This is a genomic window from Snuella lapsa, from assembly GCF_039539345.1.
Classification (GTDB): Bacteria; Bacteroidota; Bacteroidia; order Flavobacteriales; family Flavobacteriaceae; genus Snuella; species Snuella lapsa.
On sequence record NZ_BAABCY010000033.1, the window covers coordinates 24,342 to 39,916 of the forward strand.

At 34.5% G+C, this 15,575-nt stretch carries 15 protein-coding genes; 3 read left to right on the forward strand and 12 right to left on the reverse strand.

Translation table 11 applies throughout. The features are described 5' to 3' along the window. Positions 1 to 148: 148 nt before the first annotated feature. Both gldC and gldB read right to left on the reverse strand, forming a co-directional pair. Positions 149 to 484 carry a gliding motility protein GldC gene (gene gldC, locus ABD792_RS05830; protein WP_345004906.1) on the reverse strand — a complete coding sequence of 112 codons (336 nt, stop codon included), beginning with the start codon at positions 482 to 484 and terminating at the stop codon, positions 149 to 151. Next, entirely contained in the window at positions 484 to 1,446 is a 963-nt protein-coding gene (gldB, locus tag ABD792_RS05835; RefSeq protein WP_345004907.1) for a gliding motility lipoprotein GldB, read from the reverse strand. The genes gldC and gldB overlap by 1 nt, the downstream gene beginning before the upstream one ends. 95 nt (positions 1,447 to 1,541) lie before the next feature. Between gldB and nadE the strand changes: the two genes are divergently transcribed. Both nadE and ABD792_RS05845 read left to right on the forward strand, forming a co-directional pair. Further along, positions 1,542 to 2,330 (forward strand): NAD(+) synthase, encoded by a 789-nt coding sequence (gene nadE, locus ABD792_RS05840; protein ID WP_345004908.1) that lies wholly within the window; start codon positions 1,542 to 1,544, stop codon positions 2,328 to 2,330. A 100-nt stretch (positions 2,331 to 2,430) separates the two neighbouring features. Next, positions 2,431 to 3,066 carry a response regulator gene (locus tag ABD792_RS05845; protein WP_345004909.1) on the forward strand — a complete coding sequence of 212 codons (636 nt, stop codon included), beginning with the start codon at positions 2,431 to 2,433 and terminating at the stop codon, positions 3,064 to 3,066. Here the strand turns inward: ABD792_RS05845 and dnaG are convergent. After that, the gene (gene dnaG, locus ABD792_RS05850) at positions 3,061 to 5,019 is read right to left on the reverse strand and encodes a DNA primase (RefSeq protein WP_345004910.1); all 1,959 of its coding nucleotides are present in this window, start codon (positions 5,017 to 5,019) and stop codon (positions 3,061 to 3,063) included. The genes ABD792_RS05845 and dnaG overlap by 6 nt on opposite strands. Before the next feature lie 247 nt (positions 5,020 to 5,266). On the opposite strand from dnaG, the gene ABD792_RS05855 reads away from it, so the two are divergent. Beyond that, the gene (locus tag ABD792_RS05855) at positions 5,267 to 5,647 is read left to right on the forward strand and encodes a DoxX protein (protein ID WP_345004911.1); all 381 of its coding nucleotides are present in this window, start codon (positions 5,267 to 5,269) and stop codon (positions 5,645 to 5,647) included. Positions 5,648 to 5,767: 120 nt separating this feature from the next. Here ABD792_RS05855 and ABD792_RS05860 read toward each other — a convergent pair whose 3' ends face one another. From ABD792_RS05860 to ABD792_RS05900, 9 genes are all read right to left on the reverse strand, one after another. Next, complete coding sequence (locus ABD792_RS05860) at positions 5,768 to 6,829, reverse strand: hypothetical protein (protein ID WP_345004912.1); 1,062 nt, start codon at positions 6,827 to 6,829, stop codon at positions 5,768 to 5,770. 53 nt (positions 6,830 to 6,882) lie between these two features. Further along, positions 6,883 to 7,623, reverse strand: coding sequence for a hypothetical protein (locus tag ABD792_RS05865; protein WP_345004913.1), 741 nt, complete (start codon positions 7,621 to 7,623; stop codon positions 6,883 to 6,885). Continuing rightward, complete coding sequence (locus ABD792_RS05870) at positions 7,604 to 8,185, reverse strand: RNA polymerase sigma factor (protein WP_345004914.1); 582 nt, start codon at positions 8,183 to 8,185, stop codon at positions 7,604 to 7,606. Before ABD792_RS05870 ends, ABD792_RS05865 begins: the two co-directional genes overlap by 20 nt. A gap of 70 nt (positions 8,186 to 8,255) precedes the next feature. Continuing rightward, complete coding sequence (locus ABD792_RS05875; RefSeq protein WP_345004915.1) at positions 8,256 to 9,233, reverse strand: polyprenyl synthetase family protein; 978 nt, start codon at positions 9,231 to 9,233, stop codon at positions 8,256 to 8,258. Positions 9,234 to 9,372: 139 nt separating this feature from the next. Further along, positions 9,373 to 10,413 (reverse strand): dual-specificity RNA methyltransferase RlmN, encoded by a 1,041-nt coding sequence (rlmN, locus tag ABD792_RS05880; RefSeq protein WP_345004917.1) that lies wholly within the window; start codon positions 10,411 to 10,413, stop codon positions 9,373 to 9,375. A gap of 156 nt (positions 10,414 to 10,569) precedes the next feature. Further along, complete coding sequence (gene queA, locus ABD792_RS05885; RefSeq protein WP_345004918.1) at positions 10,570 to 11,619, reverse strand: tRNA preQ1(34) S-adenosylmethionine ribosyltransferase-isomerase QueA; 1,050 nt, start codon at positions 11,617 to 11,619, stop codon at positions 10,570 to 10,572. Positions 11,620 to 11,789: 170 nt separating this feature from the next. Then, entirely contained in the window at positions 11,790 to 13,016 is a 1,227-nt protein-coding gene (locus tag ABD792_RS05890; RefSeq protein ID WP_345004919.1) for a 3-phosphoshikimate 1-carboxyvinyltransferase, read from the reverse strand. Between the two features lie 35 nt (positions 13,017 to 13,051). Next, on the reverse strand, positions 13,052 to 13,378 hold the full coding sequence (locus tag ABD792_RS05895; protein ID WP_345004921.1) for a nucleotide pyrophosphohydrolase: 327 nt from the start codon (positions 13,376 to 13,378) through the stop codon (positions 13,052 to 13,054). After that, a complete protein-coding gene (locus ABD792_RS05900) occupies positions 13,379 to 15,376 on the reverse strand; it encodes a DUF3857 domain-containing protein (protein ID WP_345004922.1) in 1,998 nt (665 codons plus the stop codon). Positions 15,377 to 15,575 lie beyond the last annotated feature (199 nt).

Below are 15,575 nucleotides of genomic sequence, written 5' to 3' on the forward strand. Positions count from 1 at the left end.
CACAATTTGCAGTGACAAATATCCTAACAAACAAAAAAATTGATTAGGGATTGACTAAGATTGAACGGACTTAACTCAAAAACCTAAAACAACCGCTTCAGAATAGCAGCCATAATAATTATTAACTTAACAACGACTAAAATCAGTTCTACTTTTTTAATTCCAGTTTTTCGGCAAAATAATCACAAAAATCTTTCATTGTTGCGGTCATTTTTTCATCTTGTGTAGCACGATTAAACGTGTCGCTCATGGCAACCAATGTTTGATGAAAAAACACTTTCATGTCATCTACTGGCATATCCTTGGTCCATAAATCGATACGCAATGTTTCTTTAGCATTAGCATCCCATACCGATAACATCATAGCCTTAGCCTCTTCATTACTTATACCACCATCTTGCGCAGACCATTTTAGCTTTTCAGGCACACGATTATCATCAAGTTCTACATTAAGTTCTATTGTTGATGTTTTATTCTTAGACATTATTTCCTTGGTTTAAATTTTGAATTATTAAAAATATCTTCAGCACTCATTATGAGCATATCCTTTAGGGGTATGTCATTTTTTTCCATGTAAGCCCTTACTATTTGCCAACCTATGTATTGCCCCAAACGCCCTGGCGATTCCCTGTCTATTTCTTCCAGATAAAACTTCGAAAAAGGTGCAGGATTTATAAATCGCCCTGGAAGTTTAGAATCTGCACTAAACAACAATTCACGTTCCACAAAATAACGCCAAATGTAACTTTCGTTCGCAACGGCCCAATCAAATTGTTCCTGGGTATACCCTATGCGCTCCTTCTCTTCGACAAAGGGGATGACCACATCTTTAAAGTAAAGTAACTTTCCAAAATATATCATCTCATCCAATAAGGTTTTTCTCTGTTGCTGAAATGCATACCTTTTGGCATATTCATTTGCCAAATCTACAATAATCTGTTCCTTGCGTAAATTTTGAACTGTATACTTCTGGATACCTCCATAGAATTTATGATCACTACCCAAATAAGTGTCCAGAGATATAAGTGCTATAGTATCTGTAACAATAACCTTATATCTATAATCAACATCAGACGTCGCAGTAATAACCCGTGGCACTTTAAATTCGGGAAAATAGTACTTTAAATGATTGAATAAAGATTCTATATGACGTCTTTCTTCCTTAAAATCAGGGAAAGCTTTAGCTACTTCTGCCAATAATTGTAACTGTAACGTATCTCGCTTTTTGGCAATCCAGAAGGAATCGGCATACTTTTCGGAAAACATAAACGGATAGGCCTGCTTCAATTTGGGTAAATCGCTGATAGATGCATCGGCAAAGAGTCTATCGTAACGTTCTATGTCAATGTCTATATTAATTGCTGCTATCGATTGTTCCAGATTATTTTCTGTTTTACATGAAAACACCATAACAACGAGTACAAAAAATGGTAACAAATATTTCATATTGAAAACTTAAACGCTATAAATTTTTATATATTGAGGGCTTTCCTTTATTTTTGTCTGCAAAGGTAATATTATTAGATTTAAATCCATTTAATATGCAAACAGAAAAAGTTGTAGACCATATTGTTAATTGGCTGAAGGACTATGCTTCCAATGCTGGCGTTAAAGGTTTTGTTATTGGCGTTTCAGGGGGTATTGACTCGGCAGTAACTTCAACTTTATGTGCAAAAACGAATTTACCACTTCTCTGCTTAGAGATGCCTATACACCAAGCAGACTCCCAAGTAAGCAGAGCCTTAAACCATATAGATTGGCTAAAAGCCAATTTCTCCAGCGTTACCATGACACAAGTAAATTTAACACCCGTTTTTGACAATCTGGTAGCCTCCCTACCTCCAGTAAAAAACGAAGAAGACAGATTTATGTCTTTAGCAAACACGAGGGCTCGATTACGAATGACCTCGCTTTACTACTTTGCCGCATTAAACAATTATTTAGTAGCCGGAACAGGTAACAAGGTTGAAGATTTTGGCGTTGGTTTTTACACAAAATATGGTGATGGTGGAGTAGATTTAAGTCCGATTGCCGATTTACTTAAAACCCAAGTTTATGAAATAGCGGAACATTTAGGAATTAACCAAGAAATCATTGATGCAGCGCCTACTGATGGGCTTTGGGGAGATGACAGAACTGACGAGGATCAAATAGGAGCGTCGTACCCTGAATTGGAATGGGCCATGAAAATGGACAATGATGGCAAAAAAGCCGAAGATTTCTCTGGAAGGCAACAAGAAGTTTTTAAAATTTATAAACGCCTTAACACCGCTAATAAACATAAAATGTTACCAATACCTATTTGTAAAATTCCCACAAACTTGATTTAAGCCTTGTAGGTTAGTAAAAAAATTACTACCTTTGCGTATTGGCTTAATCTCTCAATTATAATTATCTCTCAACCAAATTATAATATTAAAGCTTTCAATTATGATTAAATTATTAATAGCAGACAACCACCCTATTGTAAGAAAAGGGTTAGAAATTCTTTTTTCAGCGTCTTCTAACGTTAAAATTGTTGGAAATGTTGATAATGGCGAGGCCTTATTAGAGTTTGTAAAGAACAATCCGGTAGACATTATTTTAACCGAAGCTGATTTACCAAAACTTAATGGTTTAACAGTTTTACGTTATTTAAAAAATGACTATCCAGATGTAAAGACCATTATTTTTAGTGGTCAACCAGAAGAAGTTTATGCCATAAATGCAATTAAAGCAGGGGCAGCTGGTTACTTATCTAAATCCGTTAACATCATAACAATTAACGAAGCCGTTATAAAAGTTCACGAAGGCGGCATTTATTTAAGTAATGAGCTTACAAAGCAATTAGCATTAGGCAGTAGATCCAGTAAATCGGGAGCTTTTTACAAAAAGCTATCGACTCGTGAAGCAGAGGTTTTAAAACTCCTAACAATAGGAAGAAAAAACAAGGAAATCTCAAAAGAGTTGGACATTAACGAGAAAACTGTAAGTACTTACAAAGCGCGTTTAATGAAAAAACTGAAAGTAACCAATTTAGTTGATTTGGTTACACAAGCGAAGCTTGCTGTAGAAGCTGAATCATAATACCCGATTTAGCTTTCTGGACAAAAGCATTTTTAAGCCTGAGTAGTCTTTAACTTCTTCAAGGATATTTCTATTAGTATCTTGTATACTTTTTAGCGTTTCTTGTTGAAACTCTTTGACCTTTTGGTCAATGAAAAAGCAACGCAGGCTTAAAATCGTTTCGCTTACTAATTGCCCTACAGTATCTTTTTTCTGTTTTGGGTAAATTTCCATTCGGTTCCAATCATCAAGTGTATAACGTTCTTCGTCCATTAAAATGGACGTGATTTCACTTGCTATACCGCCATCAACCGTGTTGACAAATGTCTTCAATTCAAAATTAGGGTCTTGATTTAAGGCTTCTATCACTTTATAATAAATTGTTTTAAATTGTGGATTGGAAAATTCCATTTCGTCTTCCTGCAAATCTAAATACACCTTCTCAAAAACTTTAGCACGATGAACCACAGGCTCCAATACTAATTCTCCCTTATCGTTTTCTTTTAATACAAGGTCTTCAAAATCTTCAACCTCATTACCATATAATAATAAAACTTCTATAATTTTACGTTCTAAGACAAATTGTACATCTACTTTTTTAACGGGTTGCTGGTGCTTAATTACCTCGAAAGCCTTCTTGTCTTGTTTAGTTTGCTTATCTTCTTTCTGGAGTTCCTTTTTATCTATCTGTGCCAATGTACTAAACAAAACATCCTCGCTTATATCCATTATCCTAGCGCATTCCTGGATGTAGATTTCTTTTTTAATACGATCGGGTATTTTAGAAATACTATTTACAATATCCCTAACTGTATCTGCTTTTTTAATAGGATCGTTCTTAGAATCCTCAAATAAAACAGATGCTTTAAACTGAATAAAATCCTTAGCATTAGTCTCTAAATACAATTTAAGCTCTTCAAGAGAATTTCTTTTGGCAAAGCTATCGGGGTCTTCGCCTTCTGGGAAAGAACAAACCTTAACGTTCATTCCTTGCTCTAAGATAAGATCCACGCCACGAAGCGAAGCACGCATACCCGCTGCATCACCATCAAACAAAACAGTTATGTTTGTTGTTAATCTGTTTATAAGCCTAATTTGATCAGAAGTTAAGGCTGTTCCCGAGGAAGACACAACATTTTTTATTCCAGTTTGATAAAACTGGATAACATCTGTATATCCTTCAACCAAGTAACAGTTATCTTCTTTAGAAATACTTTGCTTGGCATGATAAATACCGTACAAAACTTTACTTTTATGGTAAATATCACTTTCTGGTGAATTTAAGTATTTTGCAGCTTTTTTATCATTGACCAAAATACGTCCTCCAAAACCCAATACGCGACCACTCATACTTTTAATAGGAAACATGACTCGCCCCTTAAACCTATCGAAACGCTTTGATTCCTTAACAATGGTAAGTCCTGTTTTTTCCAAATAATCTAAACTGTACCCTTGCTTTAAAGCCTCATCTGTAAAGGCCTGCCATTCATCAAGCGAATATCCTAAATCAAAGGTCTTTATAGTTTCGTTTGTAAAACCCCGCTCTTTAAAATAACTCAAACCAATAGCTTGGCCCTGATCGGTTTTGTGAAGTATTCGTTGAAAGTAATCATTGGCAAACTCACTAACCAAATACAAACTCTCACGTGTATTGGCTTGTTCTTTTTGTTCGTTAGATTGCTCGGTTTCTTCTATTTCAATATTGTACCGCTTAGCTAGATATTTTATTGCTTCTGGATAAGTAAAGTGTTCGTGCTCCATTAAAAACGCAACAACATTCCCCCCTTTTCCGCTGGAAAAATCTTTCCAAATTTGCTTGACTGGAGATACCATAAAACTTGGTGAGCGTTCATCACTAAAAGGACTCAATCCCTTAAAGTTGCTCCCAGCCTTTTTAAGTTGAACAAAATCGCCAATAACCTCTTCTACCCGAGCGGTTTCAAACACTAAATCTATGGATGATTGTGAAATCAAATGCCTGTATTATTACCGTTAAAACGTTTTTAAAACTCAATTTTTAAAAAGCAGCCTCCTGACTTATCGAAATAAGCTCAACATAAGTGGCAGGAATGACAATGTAAAAGTACTATAATCTTATTGATTATAGAAACGCATCAACCTTGCGGATTTAATAACATGACAATAATCATGTTTTAAACAAAGTTTTACTATTACTTTTAATACCTGTATTTAGGTTACTAACAACAAATCCTTTAAGTTCATGAAATCACAAAACTCTATTTCTAAATGGTTTAGGATTCTATTAGGGCTATTTTTAATTGTATATGCCTTAAATCAATTTTTACATTTTTTACCAACTTCGTATGGAACGATGCCAGAAAACACAAGAGATTTTATAGACGCTGTTGCTGTTTACTTACCATACCTGTACATGTTTGAAATCTTAATAGGGGTATTATTGCTTATCAATAAATGGACACCGTTTATTATAATTGTACTATTCCCCCTTACTATCGCATTTTTGATTTTTAACCTTTCCAACAATGACATTAGTAAAATTTGGCCAGCACTAATAGTAGCTTTCCTAAATATAACTTTAGTATTATCCAATAAAAAGAAATACATTCCACTCTTTGAATAATTTGATTATAATTGGTTAGTTTTAGCAATTTAAAGGCAGGCAAATACCCCAATATTGGTAGAAGCCTGCCTTTATTTATGAATTTATATTGCCCTATCAAGACCACACAAATCAACATCATTAATCTATATCAAAACGCAACCCTAGCGAAATGTTATGCTGCTCTATGATTTGATCTTTAAATAGTGGTGACAAATCATATTTTGCGTACAAACTGATATCGCCAATTCCAATATATCCCGACAATCCATAAACAAAATTTGAGGCATTCGAACTTCTACTAAGCTTTTCCTTTATGTTAGATCCTCCTTCTACATATTTTAACTTTTGTTGAGCCCCTAAATTTAATCCTGCATACCCGCCAACACCTATTTTAAATTGATCGCTATTTAAATATACAATCCGATCATCTTTTCTATCCATCTTCTTTAAAGGACCAAATTCAAAAAACAAAGGCACCACCAAATTTGTAATCTTCAACTTTGATTTGTTTAAATCTGCTGGAAATTGTTCAAGATAAGTGCCATTTCCATCTTGCATGAAATATTGATTATTCTTAATATTGAGTTTATTCCACTGAAGTGAAACCCCATATTTAAATCGTAACAGTTGACTATTTTTAAACACCTTGGTTTTCCAATTACATCCTAGCTCAGTAAAATCAACACCTTTAAATTGGTAAGGAGAATCTTTAAACCCTTGACCTTTTATTAAGGCACTGTTATAACCAACAGCCAATGTTAGCTCTATTGAAGTCCTTGGATTGTCTCTCGGTTCTCTTTTTTTTCCTTTGATACTAAAAGTTCTATTAACAACCATTAAACCCAATTTATTTTCTTTGTCATCTGCATTGGGTTTAAATATGTTTCTTTTATAAAGCGCTATTTGATTGTTAATAATGGCCCATCTGTTTTCAATATTCAAAGCTGCTTTTTCTGCGGCTTCATTTTTTAATCTATTCGATTCTTCTTCGGTTATTGCCCCATTTGATAATTCTTTATTAATCTCTTCTACCCTAACTTTTAAAAGCTGCTTTTCTTTATTTTCTACAGCTAGTTTATAGTTTTCCAATTTTTCAATCGCTTTTCTATTTTTAATAGCTGGGATAGTGTCTTGTGCTTGAGTTAACTGCACACTTAAACCTAGTGCCAATAGCACCACATACTTAATAATTGTTTGCATAATAGTTCGTTTTTAACCTACTGGGGTTATTAATTGATTTTGATGAAAGATTTTTAATTATTCCTTTGGGCCACTGCAGTTTTTACCGAATTATAACTTGCCTTTAGAGCTTCAAACACTTTCGCCCTAAAAGACTGATCCAATTCTGCCTCAACATCTTCCAATAATGCTATGGCATCAACCTTTTCAGAGCCTTTGATCTGTAATCGTTTTAATTTAATCTCCTTTTGCGCCTGTTTCAACAAAGTTTCAATTTCATCATCAGAAACCTCCTTATTCTCTTTTTTTATGGTATGTATCTGAGCCACTAAATCTTTAATTTTTTGCTCTTCAAAGGTTAAACTGTCAACGACAGCAACTGCAGTAACAAGTTCTATCCTTTTTTTATCCTCTATAACATTAATCTTTTTTTCTGAAGCGATTATAGTATTGGACTCATAAACACGCTCCTCAATCGCAGTTGCATTCTTTATTAATTTATTTACCCCAGTGTTATTAATACCTTCATTAAGCTCTTCAACTTCTTTAATACCCTGCCCAACAATTGCAGGCTTTACAACTTCCTTTAAAGGCAAAACTTCTATAGCTTCTGTATTATTGTAAAAAAACTGAGTTGTAACCAAGAAAATAGCAATAACACTTGCGGCCGCAAACAACCATGCTTTTCTGTTATCTATCCTACTCCCTTTAGTTTCTAAGCAATCTGACAGCTTATCCCATGCCGCTTCGGAAGGCTTTATCTTTCTATTGGATAGCGTTTCCTTAATATGTTCATCAAACTTTATAGGATCCATAACTTGTTTTATTAATATCGTTAACCTTTTCCTGCAATAGCTTCCTCGCTTTAAATAATTGCGATTTCGAGGTCCCTACCGTAATATCTAACATCTCTGCAATTTCATAATGCTTATACCCTTCAACAACATACATTACAAAGACCATTCTATAACCTTCGGGCAATTCGTCTATTAGTTGCTGTATTTCGCTTACCTCTATATCTGTTTCAATACTGTTTATTGCTTCGGTTTCATTTTCTACCATCTCCAAAGAGAATTCTACTTTTCTTTGCTTTCTTAAAAATGAAATGGACTCTCTTATCATAATACGGCGTATCCAGCCCTCAAAACTACCATCATTTTTAAACTGCTTTAAATTTGTAAAGACCTTAAAAAATCCATTGAGCATTACTTCCTCCGCATCTTGCAAGTCACTTATATAAAACCGACAAACGCTTAGCATCTTAGGAGCGTGCAATGAAAATAGCTCATGCTGCGCTTCCCGATTATTTTTAATCGCTCGCTTAATAAGTACTGATTCGTTTTTATGCAATTGAATAACTTTCAAAAGAGGCTTCATCTTGTCTTATATTTATAAAGACGCCATTCTTGAGTAAAAGGTTGCCTAGACCTATTATTTTTGAAAGATTTTATTTTTTTCTGTCAATTACATAGTTCACCATAAGTTCCAGCGAACTCTTGTAATCTGATTTTGGATAAGCCTGAAGTAACTGTAAGGCATCCGCTTGAAATTGTTTCATCTTTTTAATAGCATAATCCAATCCCCCGTTGTCTTTTACAAAAGCAATAACTTCCTTTACTCGTTTTGCATCCTTATTATGGTTTTTAATAGAATTTATCAACCACCGCTTATCCTTTTTGGATGCGTTGTTTAACACATAAATTAAAGGTAAGGTCATTTTTTGCTCTTTGATATCGATACCTGTTGGTTTTCCTATTTGGGTTTCCCCATAATCAAACAAATCATCCTTAATCTGAAATGCCATCCCAATAAGTTCACCAAACTTTCTCATGGTTTCTACGTGATTGGATTCGGGTTTTACAGAAGCAGCTCCAAGACTACAACAAGCCGCTATAAGGGTAGCTGTTTTTTGTCTAATAATTTCGTAATACACCTCTTCTGTTATATCTAATTTCCGTGCTTTTTCAATTTGAAGAAGCTCCCCCTCACTCATTTCCCGAACGGCTATTGAAATAATCTTAAGGAGGTCGAAATCATTATTGTCAATAGACAATAACAATCCTTTAGATAATAGATAATCTCCTATTAAAACGGCTATTTTATTTTTCCAAAGTGCATTTACCGAAAAGAAACCTCTACGTCTGTTACTATCATCCACCACATCATCATGAACCAATGTTGCTGTATGAATTAATTCTATAACCGAAGCACCACGATATGTACGTTCGCTAACTTCGCCATTGGAAACCATTTTAGAAACCAAAAACACAAACATAGGGCGCATTTGCTTCCCTTTTCGATTTACAATATAATGGGTTATTCTATTAAGTAGCGCTACCTTACTAGACATTGATAATTGGAACTTTTGCTCAAAAAGCTCCATCTCGAAAGCTATAGGCTGTTTTATACGCTCTACTATTTTCACAGATTAAATTTAAGACTTCCCAAATATAAGTTTTAGAAACTAATTTCTACCCGATAATCGAGATTTAAATACAAAAGAGCTTATCTGGGAATCTAAACATTTATTCATATAAAAACTCCTATGATTACCCACTGACTGCTTACGATTTATTAGCCAATTGCCCACAGGCAGCATCAATATCCTTGCCTCGACTTCTTCTAACATTTACAACTATTCGGTTCCTTTCCAGAGTATTGATATAAAGCTCTAGAGCCTCATTAGATGCCTGCTGAAATGCCCCATCGTCTATAGGGTTATACTCTATAATATTTACTTTACATGGCACGTATTTACAGAACTGAACAAAAGCATCTATGTCTTTTTGCGTATCGTTTACTCCCTTCCAAACAACATATTCGTAGCTAATCTTACGCTTCGTTTTGGCATACCAATATTCTAAAGCTTCACGTAAATCGTTCAACGGAAAGGTTTCATTAAAAGGCATTATTGCTGTACGTACTTCATCGACAGCCGAATGTAATGAAACTGCCAAATTGAATTTAACCTCATCATCGGCCATTTTTTTTATCATTTTTGGTACTCCAGATGTAGATACCGTAATACGCTTAGGCGACATCCCCAAACCTTCGGACGATGTTATTTTATCAATTGCCTTCATTACATTATTGTAGTTCATGAGGGGCTCTCCCATGCCCATAAAAACAATGTTGCTTAATGGTCTGTTATAATAAAGCCTACTTTCCTTATCGATGGCTACTACTTGATCGTAAATTTCGTCGGGATTTAAATTGCGCATACGCTTTAACCTAGCAGTCGCACAAAACCTACAATCTAAACTGCATCCTACCTGACTTGACACACAGGCGGTTGTACGTGTTGGCGTTGGGATTAACACTGACTCAACAATTAATCCGTCATGCAATCGTACAGCATTCTTTACCGTGCCATCATTACTGCGTTGCATATTATCAACCTGTATATGGTTAATAACAAAATGCTCCTGCAACATATGACGCGTTTCTTTTGACAAGTTCGTCATATCCTCAAACGTATGCACCGATTTTTGCCAAAGCCATTCATATACTTGGTTTCCCCTAAAAGCTTTATCGCCTTGCTTCACAAAAAAATCCCGCAACTGTTCTTTAGTTAATGCCCGAATATCTTTTTTTTCTGTCGCCATAGATTTTGCAAAAATAGTGAAAGGTTTTTCGAAATATGGTATTTGATTAATGAATAATTGATTGCATGCTACTTTATATAATATGATCGGCACCCCTCTGGCACAAAAAGAAAAAAGCCTCTAAACAGAGGCTTTAATTATTTTGTTACGACCTAATTAAAGGATTAGCATAGCATCTCCATAACTGTAAAATTTATACTCTTCCTTTACGGCTTCTTCATAAGCTCTTTTAATAAAATCATGACCTGCGAAAGCAGACACCATCATTAACAAAGTTGATTTTGGCGTATGAAAATTGGTAATCATACAATTGGCAATACTAAAGTCGTAAGGAGGGAAGATAAACTTATTGGTCCATCCTTCAATTTCATTCAACATCCCGTTTGATGACACCGAACTTTCAATTGCTCTCATAGCTGTAGTCCCTACGGCACAAACACGCTTTTTATTTTGAATTCCCTTATTAACTATTTCTACTGCCTTTGGTCCAATTTTAAGTTCTTCACTATCCATTTTGTGCTTCGACAAATCTTCTACTTCAACTGGGTTGAAAGTACCAAGTCCAACATGCAATGTAACCTCAGCGAAATTAACACCTTTAATCTCTAGACGTTTTAACAAATGTTTGGAAAAGTGCAACCCTGCAGTAGGGGCAGCAACTGCACCTTCATTTTTGGCAAAAATAGTTTGGTAGCGTTCTTCATCTTCCGGTTCAACATCTCTCTTGATGTACTTTGGAAGCGGTGTTTCACCTAAATCTTTCAATTTTTTCCTAAACTCTGTATAAGAGCCATCATATAAAAAACGTAAGGTACGACCTCTTGAGGTTGTATTGTCTATAACCTCGGCTACTAATGTATCGTCATCACCAAAATATAACTTATTACCAATCCTTATTTTTCTAGCAGGATCTACCAAAACATCCCAAAGACGTTGCTCTTCATTTAACTCTCTTAACAAAAACACTTCTATTCTGGCACCTGTCTTTTCTTTATTACCGTATAATCTAGCTGGAAATACCTTAGTATTATTAAGTATCATTACATCGTCTTCATCAAAATACTCAATAAGATCTTTAAATAATTTGTGCTCGATAGTTTGCTTCTCTCTATTTAGAACCATTAAGCGGGATTCATCTCTGTGTTCTGACGGATATTCTGCTAATAAATTATCCGGTAAATTGAAGCCAAAGTTTGATAATTTCATCTGTTTATTTTTTATTGTTTTAGAGATCAGATGTAATTCGCATATTGATCATTTCCATTGTTATTGAAATATGATAATTATGCTCATTTCATAAATACGTGTTTACTTTTTTATAAGAAAGCGCAAATATACAATCTGCGACTATGCCTTGTCAAGTATTTGGGTGATTATTATTGTGTTATTTTAAAACCAATGGCTTCTAAATCATCCCAAAAGGTAGGATAAGACTTAGATACAACTTGGGCATCTTCAATAATTATGGGTACTTTAAGAGCCAAGGGAGCAAAAGCCATGGCCATTCTGTGATCGTTGTATGTTGCTATTGATATGTGTTCTTTTATATCTTTTGATGGCTCCAAGTATAATGAATTATCTGTTATGTTTACCTCCCCGCCAAGCTTTTCTATTTCTGTTTTTAAAGCTACCAACCTATCGGTTTCTTTAATCTTTAGGGTATGTAATCCTGTTAAATCGCAAGCTATTCCTAAAGCAAAACAGGTTACGGCTATGGTTTGGGCAATATCTGGCGCATTAACCAAATTAAAGGTCTTGGCCGTCTTATTTTCACTAACTTTTTTTAAGGTTATGGTGTTATCTCCAAATATTGTCTCCACTCCAAAATGTTTGTAAATTTCGACTAAAGCCGAATCGCCTTGTAAAGAGTCCGATTTATACGAAGACAAGGTTACCTGTGTGCCTAGATCACTTATAGCAACGATACTAAAGTAATAAGACGCAGAAGACCAATCGGATTCTACTACCTGTTTTTGAGAAATCGATGACTGCTTATTAGGCTTTACAGAAATAATATTACCTTCAAACTTCGTAGCTACTCCGATTTCTTTCAACAAACCTAAAGTCATTTTTATATAGGGCACAGAAGTTATATCGCCTTCTAGTGTTAACTCCAATCCATTTTCCAGTTTTGAAGCAATTAACAATAAGGCAGAAATATACTGACTACTAACATTGGCCTTTAAGGAAACCTTATGTTTTGTTAACTTTTTCCCTTTTATCTTTATGGGAGGAAAACCATCATTTTCGGTATATTGAATATCAGCTCCCAAATGCTGAAGTGCTTCTACCAAAATCTTAATGGGACGCTCTTTCATTCGTTTGGATCCGGTAAGCACTACTTCTCTACCTTCCTGAACAGCAAAGAAGGCTGTTAAAAATCGCATGGCTGTACCTGCATGATGTATATCTACTATATCGGAAGTTGATGCCAGCGCTTTGGTCATTAAATTACTGTCATCGGAGTTTGAAACATTATCAAGCTCTAACCCTGGGTAAAGCGCTTTTAACAATAATAATCGATTCGATTCGCTTTTAGATCCCGTTATTTGAACAACCGATTTTCTATCTATTTGTGATTTTTGAAGTGTTATAGTTTGCATGCTGTATTGTTTCTTTATTTAAAGAAGCTGCAAATTTACTTTAATTTTTCGTTATTATGGTGTCTATCGTGATCTCGTTTTGCTTTCTTGTCCATTCTTTTATCGAAAGCCTCTTGTAAATCTACTCCCGTTTGATTTGCTAAACACAAAACTACAAACAACACATCGGCTAATTCTTCTCCCAGATCCTTATCTTTATCACTTTCTTTTTCACTCTGCTCACCATAACGCCTGGCAATAATACGAGCTACCTCCCCTACTTCCTCTGTAAGCTGTGCCATATTGGTAAGCTCATTAAAATACCTGACGCCATGATTTTTAATCCAGTCATCTACTACTTTTTGCGCGTTTTTTATATCCATCTATACTTTTGTTAAAACTATTTGTTCGTTTTCTTTCTCTATGAGTTGTTTAAAATATTCTTTTAACGTTTCGTAATACATCGCTGAAATAATCGGTTGATTTATTGATGTTTCAATCACTAATTGCACTTTAGATTCATTGGCTGATATCACGTATTTAAAAGCCCCTAACCCATCTGGCAACATAAAAGCTCCTGATTCGGGAGCTGATTCAACTTTGTAGCCCTCTGGCAGGGTTATATTAATCATATATTTAGAACCCGAAGGATACCCAAAATCAATCGGGAATTCTCTCTTTTCTAATTTAAAAGGATTCTCCTTAGTTCTTAAAAAGAATAAAGGGGAAAAATAAATTTTATCTCCTACGATATCTGCTTGACTTTCTTTTACAAATTTATAGGATTCCATGACTGGTTTCCCCAAATCTACGGCATTAGACACCTTAAAATCTGAAACTTCCAGGCCATTATACTTATTCTCTAATTTCTCTAAAAAGTCTGCCTCATTTGCTTTGTTGTATTTTTCTCTATAAGATAATGCATTGTGGCTTGTTTTCACACTTCTACATGCTCCTTCAATAGTTCCGTTTTTATCTAAATTAGCCATCATCGAAATAGTTTGTGACGAATTCTCCTTCGGATATAAACTAACTAAAGCTGAACTACCCTGCTTTCTAATAATCCTACCTTCCCAATTGAGTGTTCTGTATGGTAAAACATTTGGTATTCCGTATTCACAAGTTGCATCCAACAGAACAGTTCCGTCTAAAATTTCAACACAAGAGATCACATAATTATACCCCTCTCTTGTTGGGAATAAAGGAACACCGTTAGTCCTAGTACTTACTAAAACTGGGTTAGCATTAAGTCCTGCATGGCGCAACATGGAGGTTAACATTAAATTAATTTCAGCTACATTTCCCGTTTGCTCTTTATAGGCTTTTCTTACCCCATCATTACAATACTTTCCATAATAGCCATTCCATTTAACCCTAGACTTCACAAAATTATAAATAAGTGCTATTCGCTTCATTGGGTCTGACACGGCGCCTACTAATGCATCAATATCGTCTTCATAATACCCCGATTTATTTAATTCTGTTCCAAAGTTTGGACTTTCATAAATGGTCTTTACTACATCTTCCCATGTTGTAGAATAAAATTTCATAGGGCTATTAGGAAACTTAGTGTATGACAGTTCGTATTTTACAGAAGCCCTGTAATTATTAATATTATTAACATAAGGCTCTTCCTTTAATGCTGGGATATTTGTTAGTTCATAATACGAACAATTTTTATCAAATTCTATCTCAGAAGAACTAATATTGGTAGTTTGTCCCAAATTCCTATCCTTATTAGTAAGCCTAATCCTGTCTCGTTTTCTTTCCGTTTTTGGAATTACTGGCAAGTAACCTTTTGCATTAACCTTAAAGTTAAAGTATTCAGGAGCTTCGAATTTAGCTTCCAATTTTTTAACCGGGATATCGTGCTGAAAAACAAATTCATCTACATTTGAATAAAAAGGAGATGTAATTCGGTACTTGTACTCTATGACTGCGCCTTCCTTAATATTTGGCATCGTAAATTTGGTTTCATCCCAATACTTAGATCGTTCTTCTTCAAAAATACCATCTTTTTTAAGTTTAGTCTCTTCTATTTTACCATCAACAAAATTATAAGTATATGCTTTAATACTAGTTACTTTTTCTTTATTGGAATTACTTTTATATAGACCTATTGGTTTTGTAGCATATTGAAACCCTTCTTGCGTATATATTTTTATACGTTCTTGAACTTCGGTTATCAATTGAAAGCCTTCACTATCGCTGTACTCAAAAAAAGTATTCCTGTTTTTATACAAATAAGCAGCATTGGCTGACGAATCCAAAGGATGAAACTTTTCTTCTATTTCTTCCTTTGATACTTTTCCAAAATCGTAATTCTGTGCAATCGATGTTAAGCTAAAGAGCAAAACAGTTAAAAAGGCTATCTGTTTCATACGTTTAAATTTCAGTAATTATTTAATAGTAAATTAATTATAAAATTGAGAACGTATGCAATCGCTACGCTCTCACATTAAAAATTTTAAACATTCCCTTTTGTGAAAAAATGCTTAAAATTTATTAATGTTCGTTTCATATGTTTACTTTATTTGTTTTTAATTGGTCAGATGCAATTCGCAACAATCATCTCAGTGG

Bases quoted from the DNA above. Each gene is read 5' to 3' on its own strand.
- ABD792_RS05895 (WP_345004921.1), bottom strand. From the start codon at position 13,378: ATGGATATAAAAAACGCGCAAAAAGTAGTAGATGACTGGATTAAAAAT.
- ABD792_RS05860 (WP_345004912.1), bottom strand. From the start codon at position 6,829: ATGCAAACAATTATTAAGTATGTGGTGCTATTGGCACTAGGTTTAAGT.
- queA (WP_345004918.1), bottom strand. From the start codon at position 11,619: ATGAAATTATCAAACTTTGGCTTCAATTTACCGGATAATTTATTAGCA.
- ABD792_RS05900 (WP_345004922.1), bottom strand. From the start codon at position 15,376: ATGAAACAGATAGCCTTTTTAACTGTTTTGCTCTTTAGCTTAACATCG.
- rlmN (WP_345004917.1), bottom strand. From the start codon at position 10,413: ATGGCGACAGAAAAAAAAGATATTCGGGCATTAACTAAAGAACAGTTG.
- ABD792_RS05890 (WP_345004919.1), bottom strand. From the start codon at position 13,016: ATGCAAACTATAACACTTCAAAAATCACAAATAGATAGAAAATCGGTT.
- ABD792_RS05865 (WP_345004913.1), bottom strand. From the start codon at position 7,623: ATGGATCCTATAAAGTTTGATGAACATATTAAGGAAACGCTATCCAAT.
- nadE (WP_345004908.1), top strand. From the start codon at position 1,542: ATGCAAACAGAAAAAGTTGTAGACCATATTGTTAATTGGCTGAAGGAC.
- ABD792_RS05855 (WP_345004911.1), top strand. From the start codon at position 5,267: ATGAAATCACAAAACTCTATTTCTAAATGGTTTAGGATTCTATTAGGG.
- gldC (WP_345004906.1), bottom strand. From the start codon at position 484: ATGTCTAAGAATAAAACATCAACAATAGAACTTAATGTAGAACTTGAT.
- ABD792_RS05845 (WP_345004909.1), top strand. From the start codon at position 2,431: ATGATTAAATTATTAATAGCAGACAACCACCCTATTGTAAGAAAAGGG.
- gldB (WP_345004907.1), bottom strand. From the start codon at position 1,446: ATGAAATATTTGTTACCATTTTTTGTACTCGTTGTTATGGTGTTTTCA.
- ABD792_RS05870 (WP_345004914.1), bottom strand. From the start codon at position 8,185: ATGAAGCCTCTTTTGAAAGTTATTCAATTGCATAAAAACGAATCAGTA.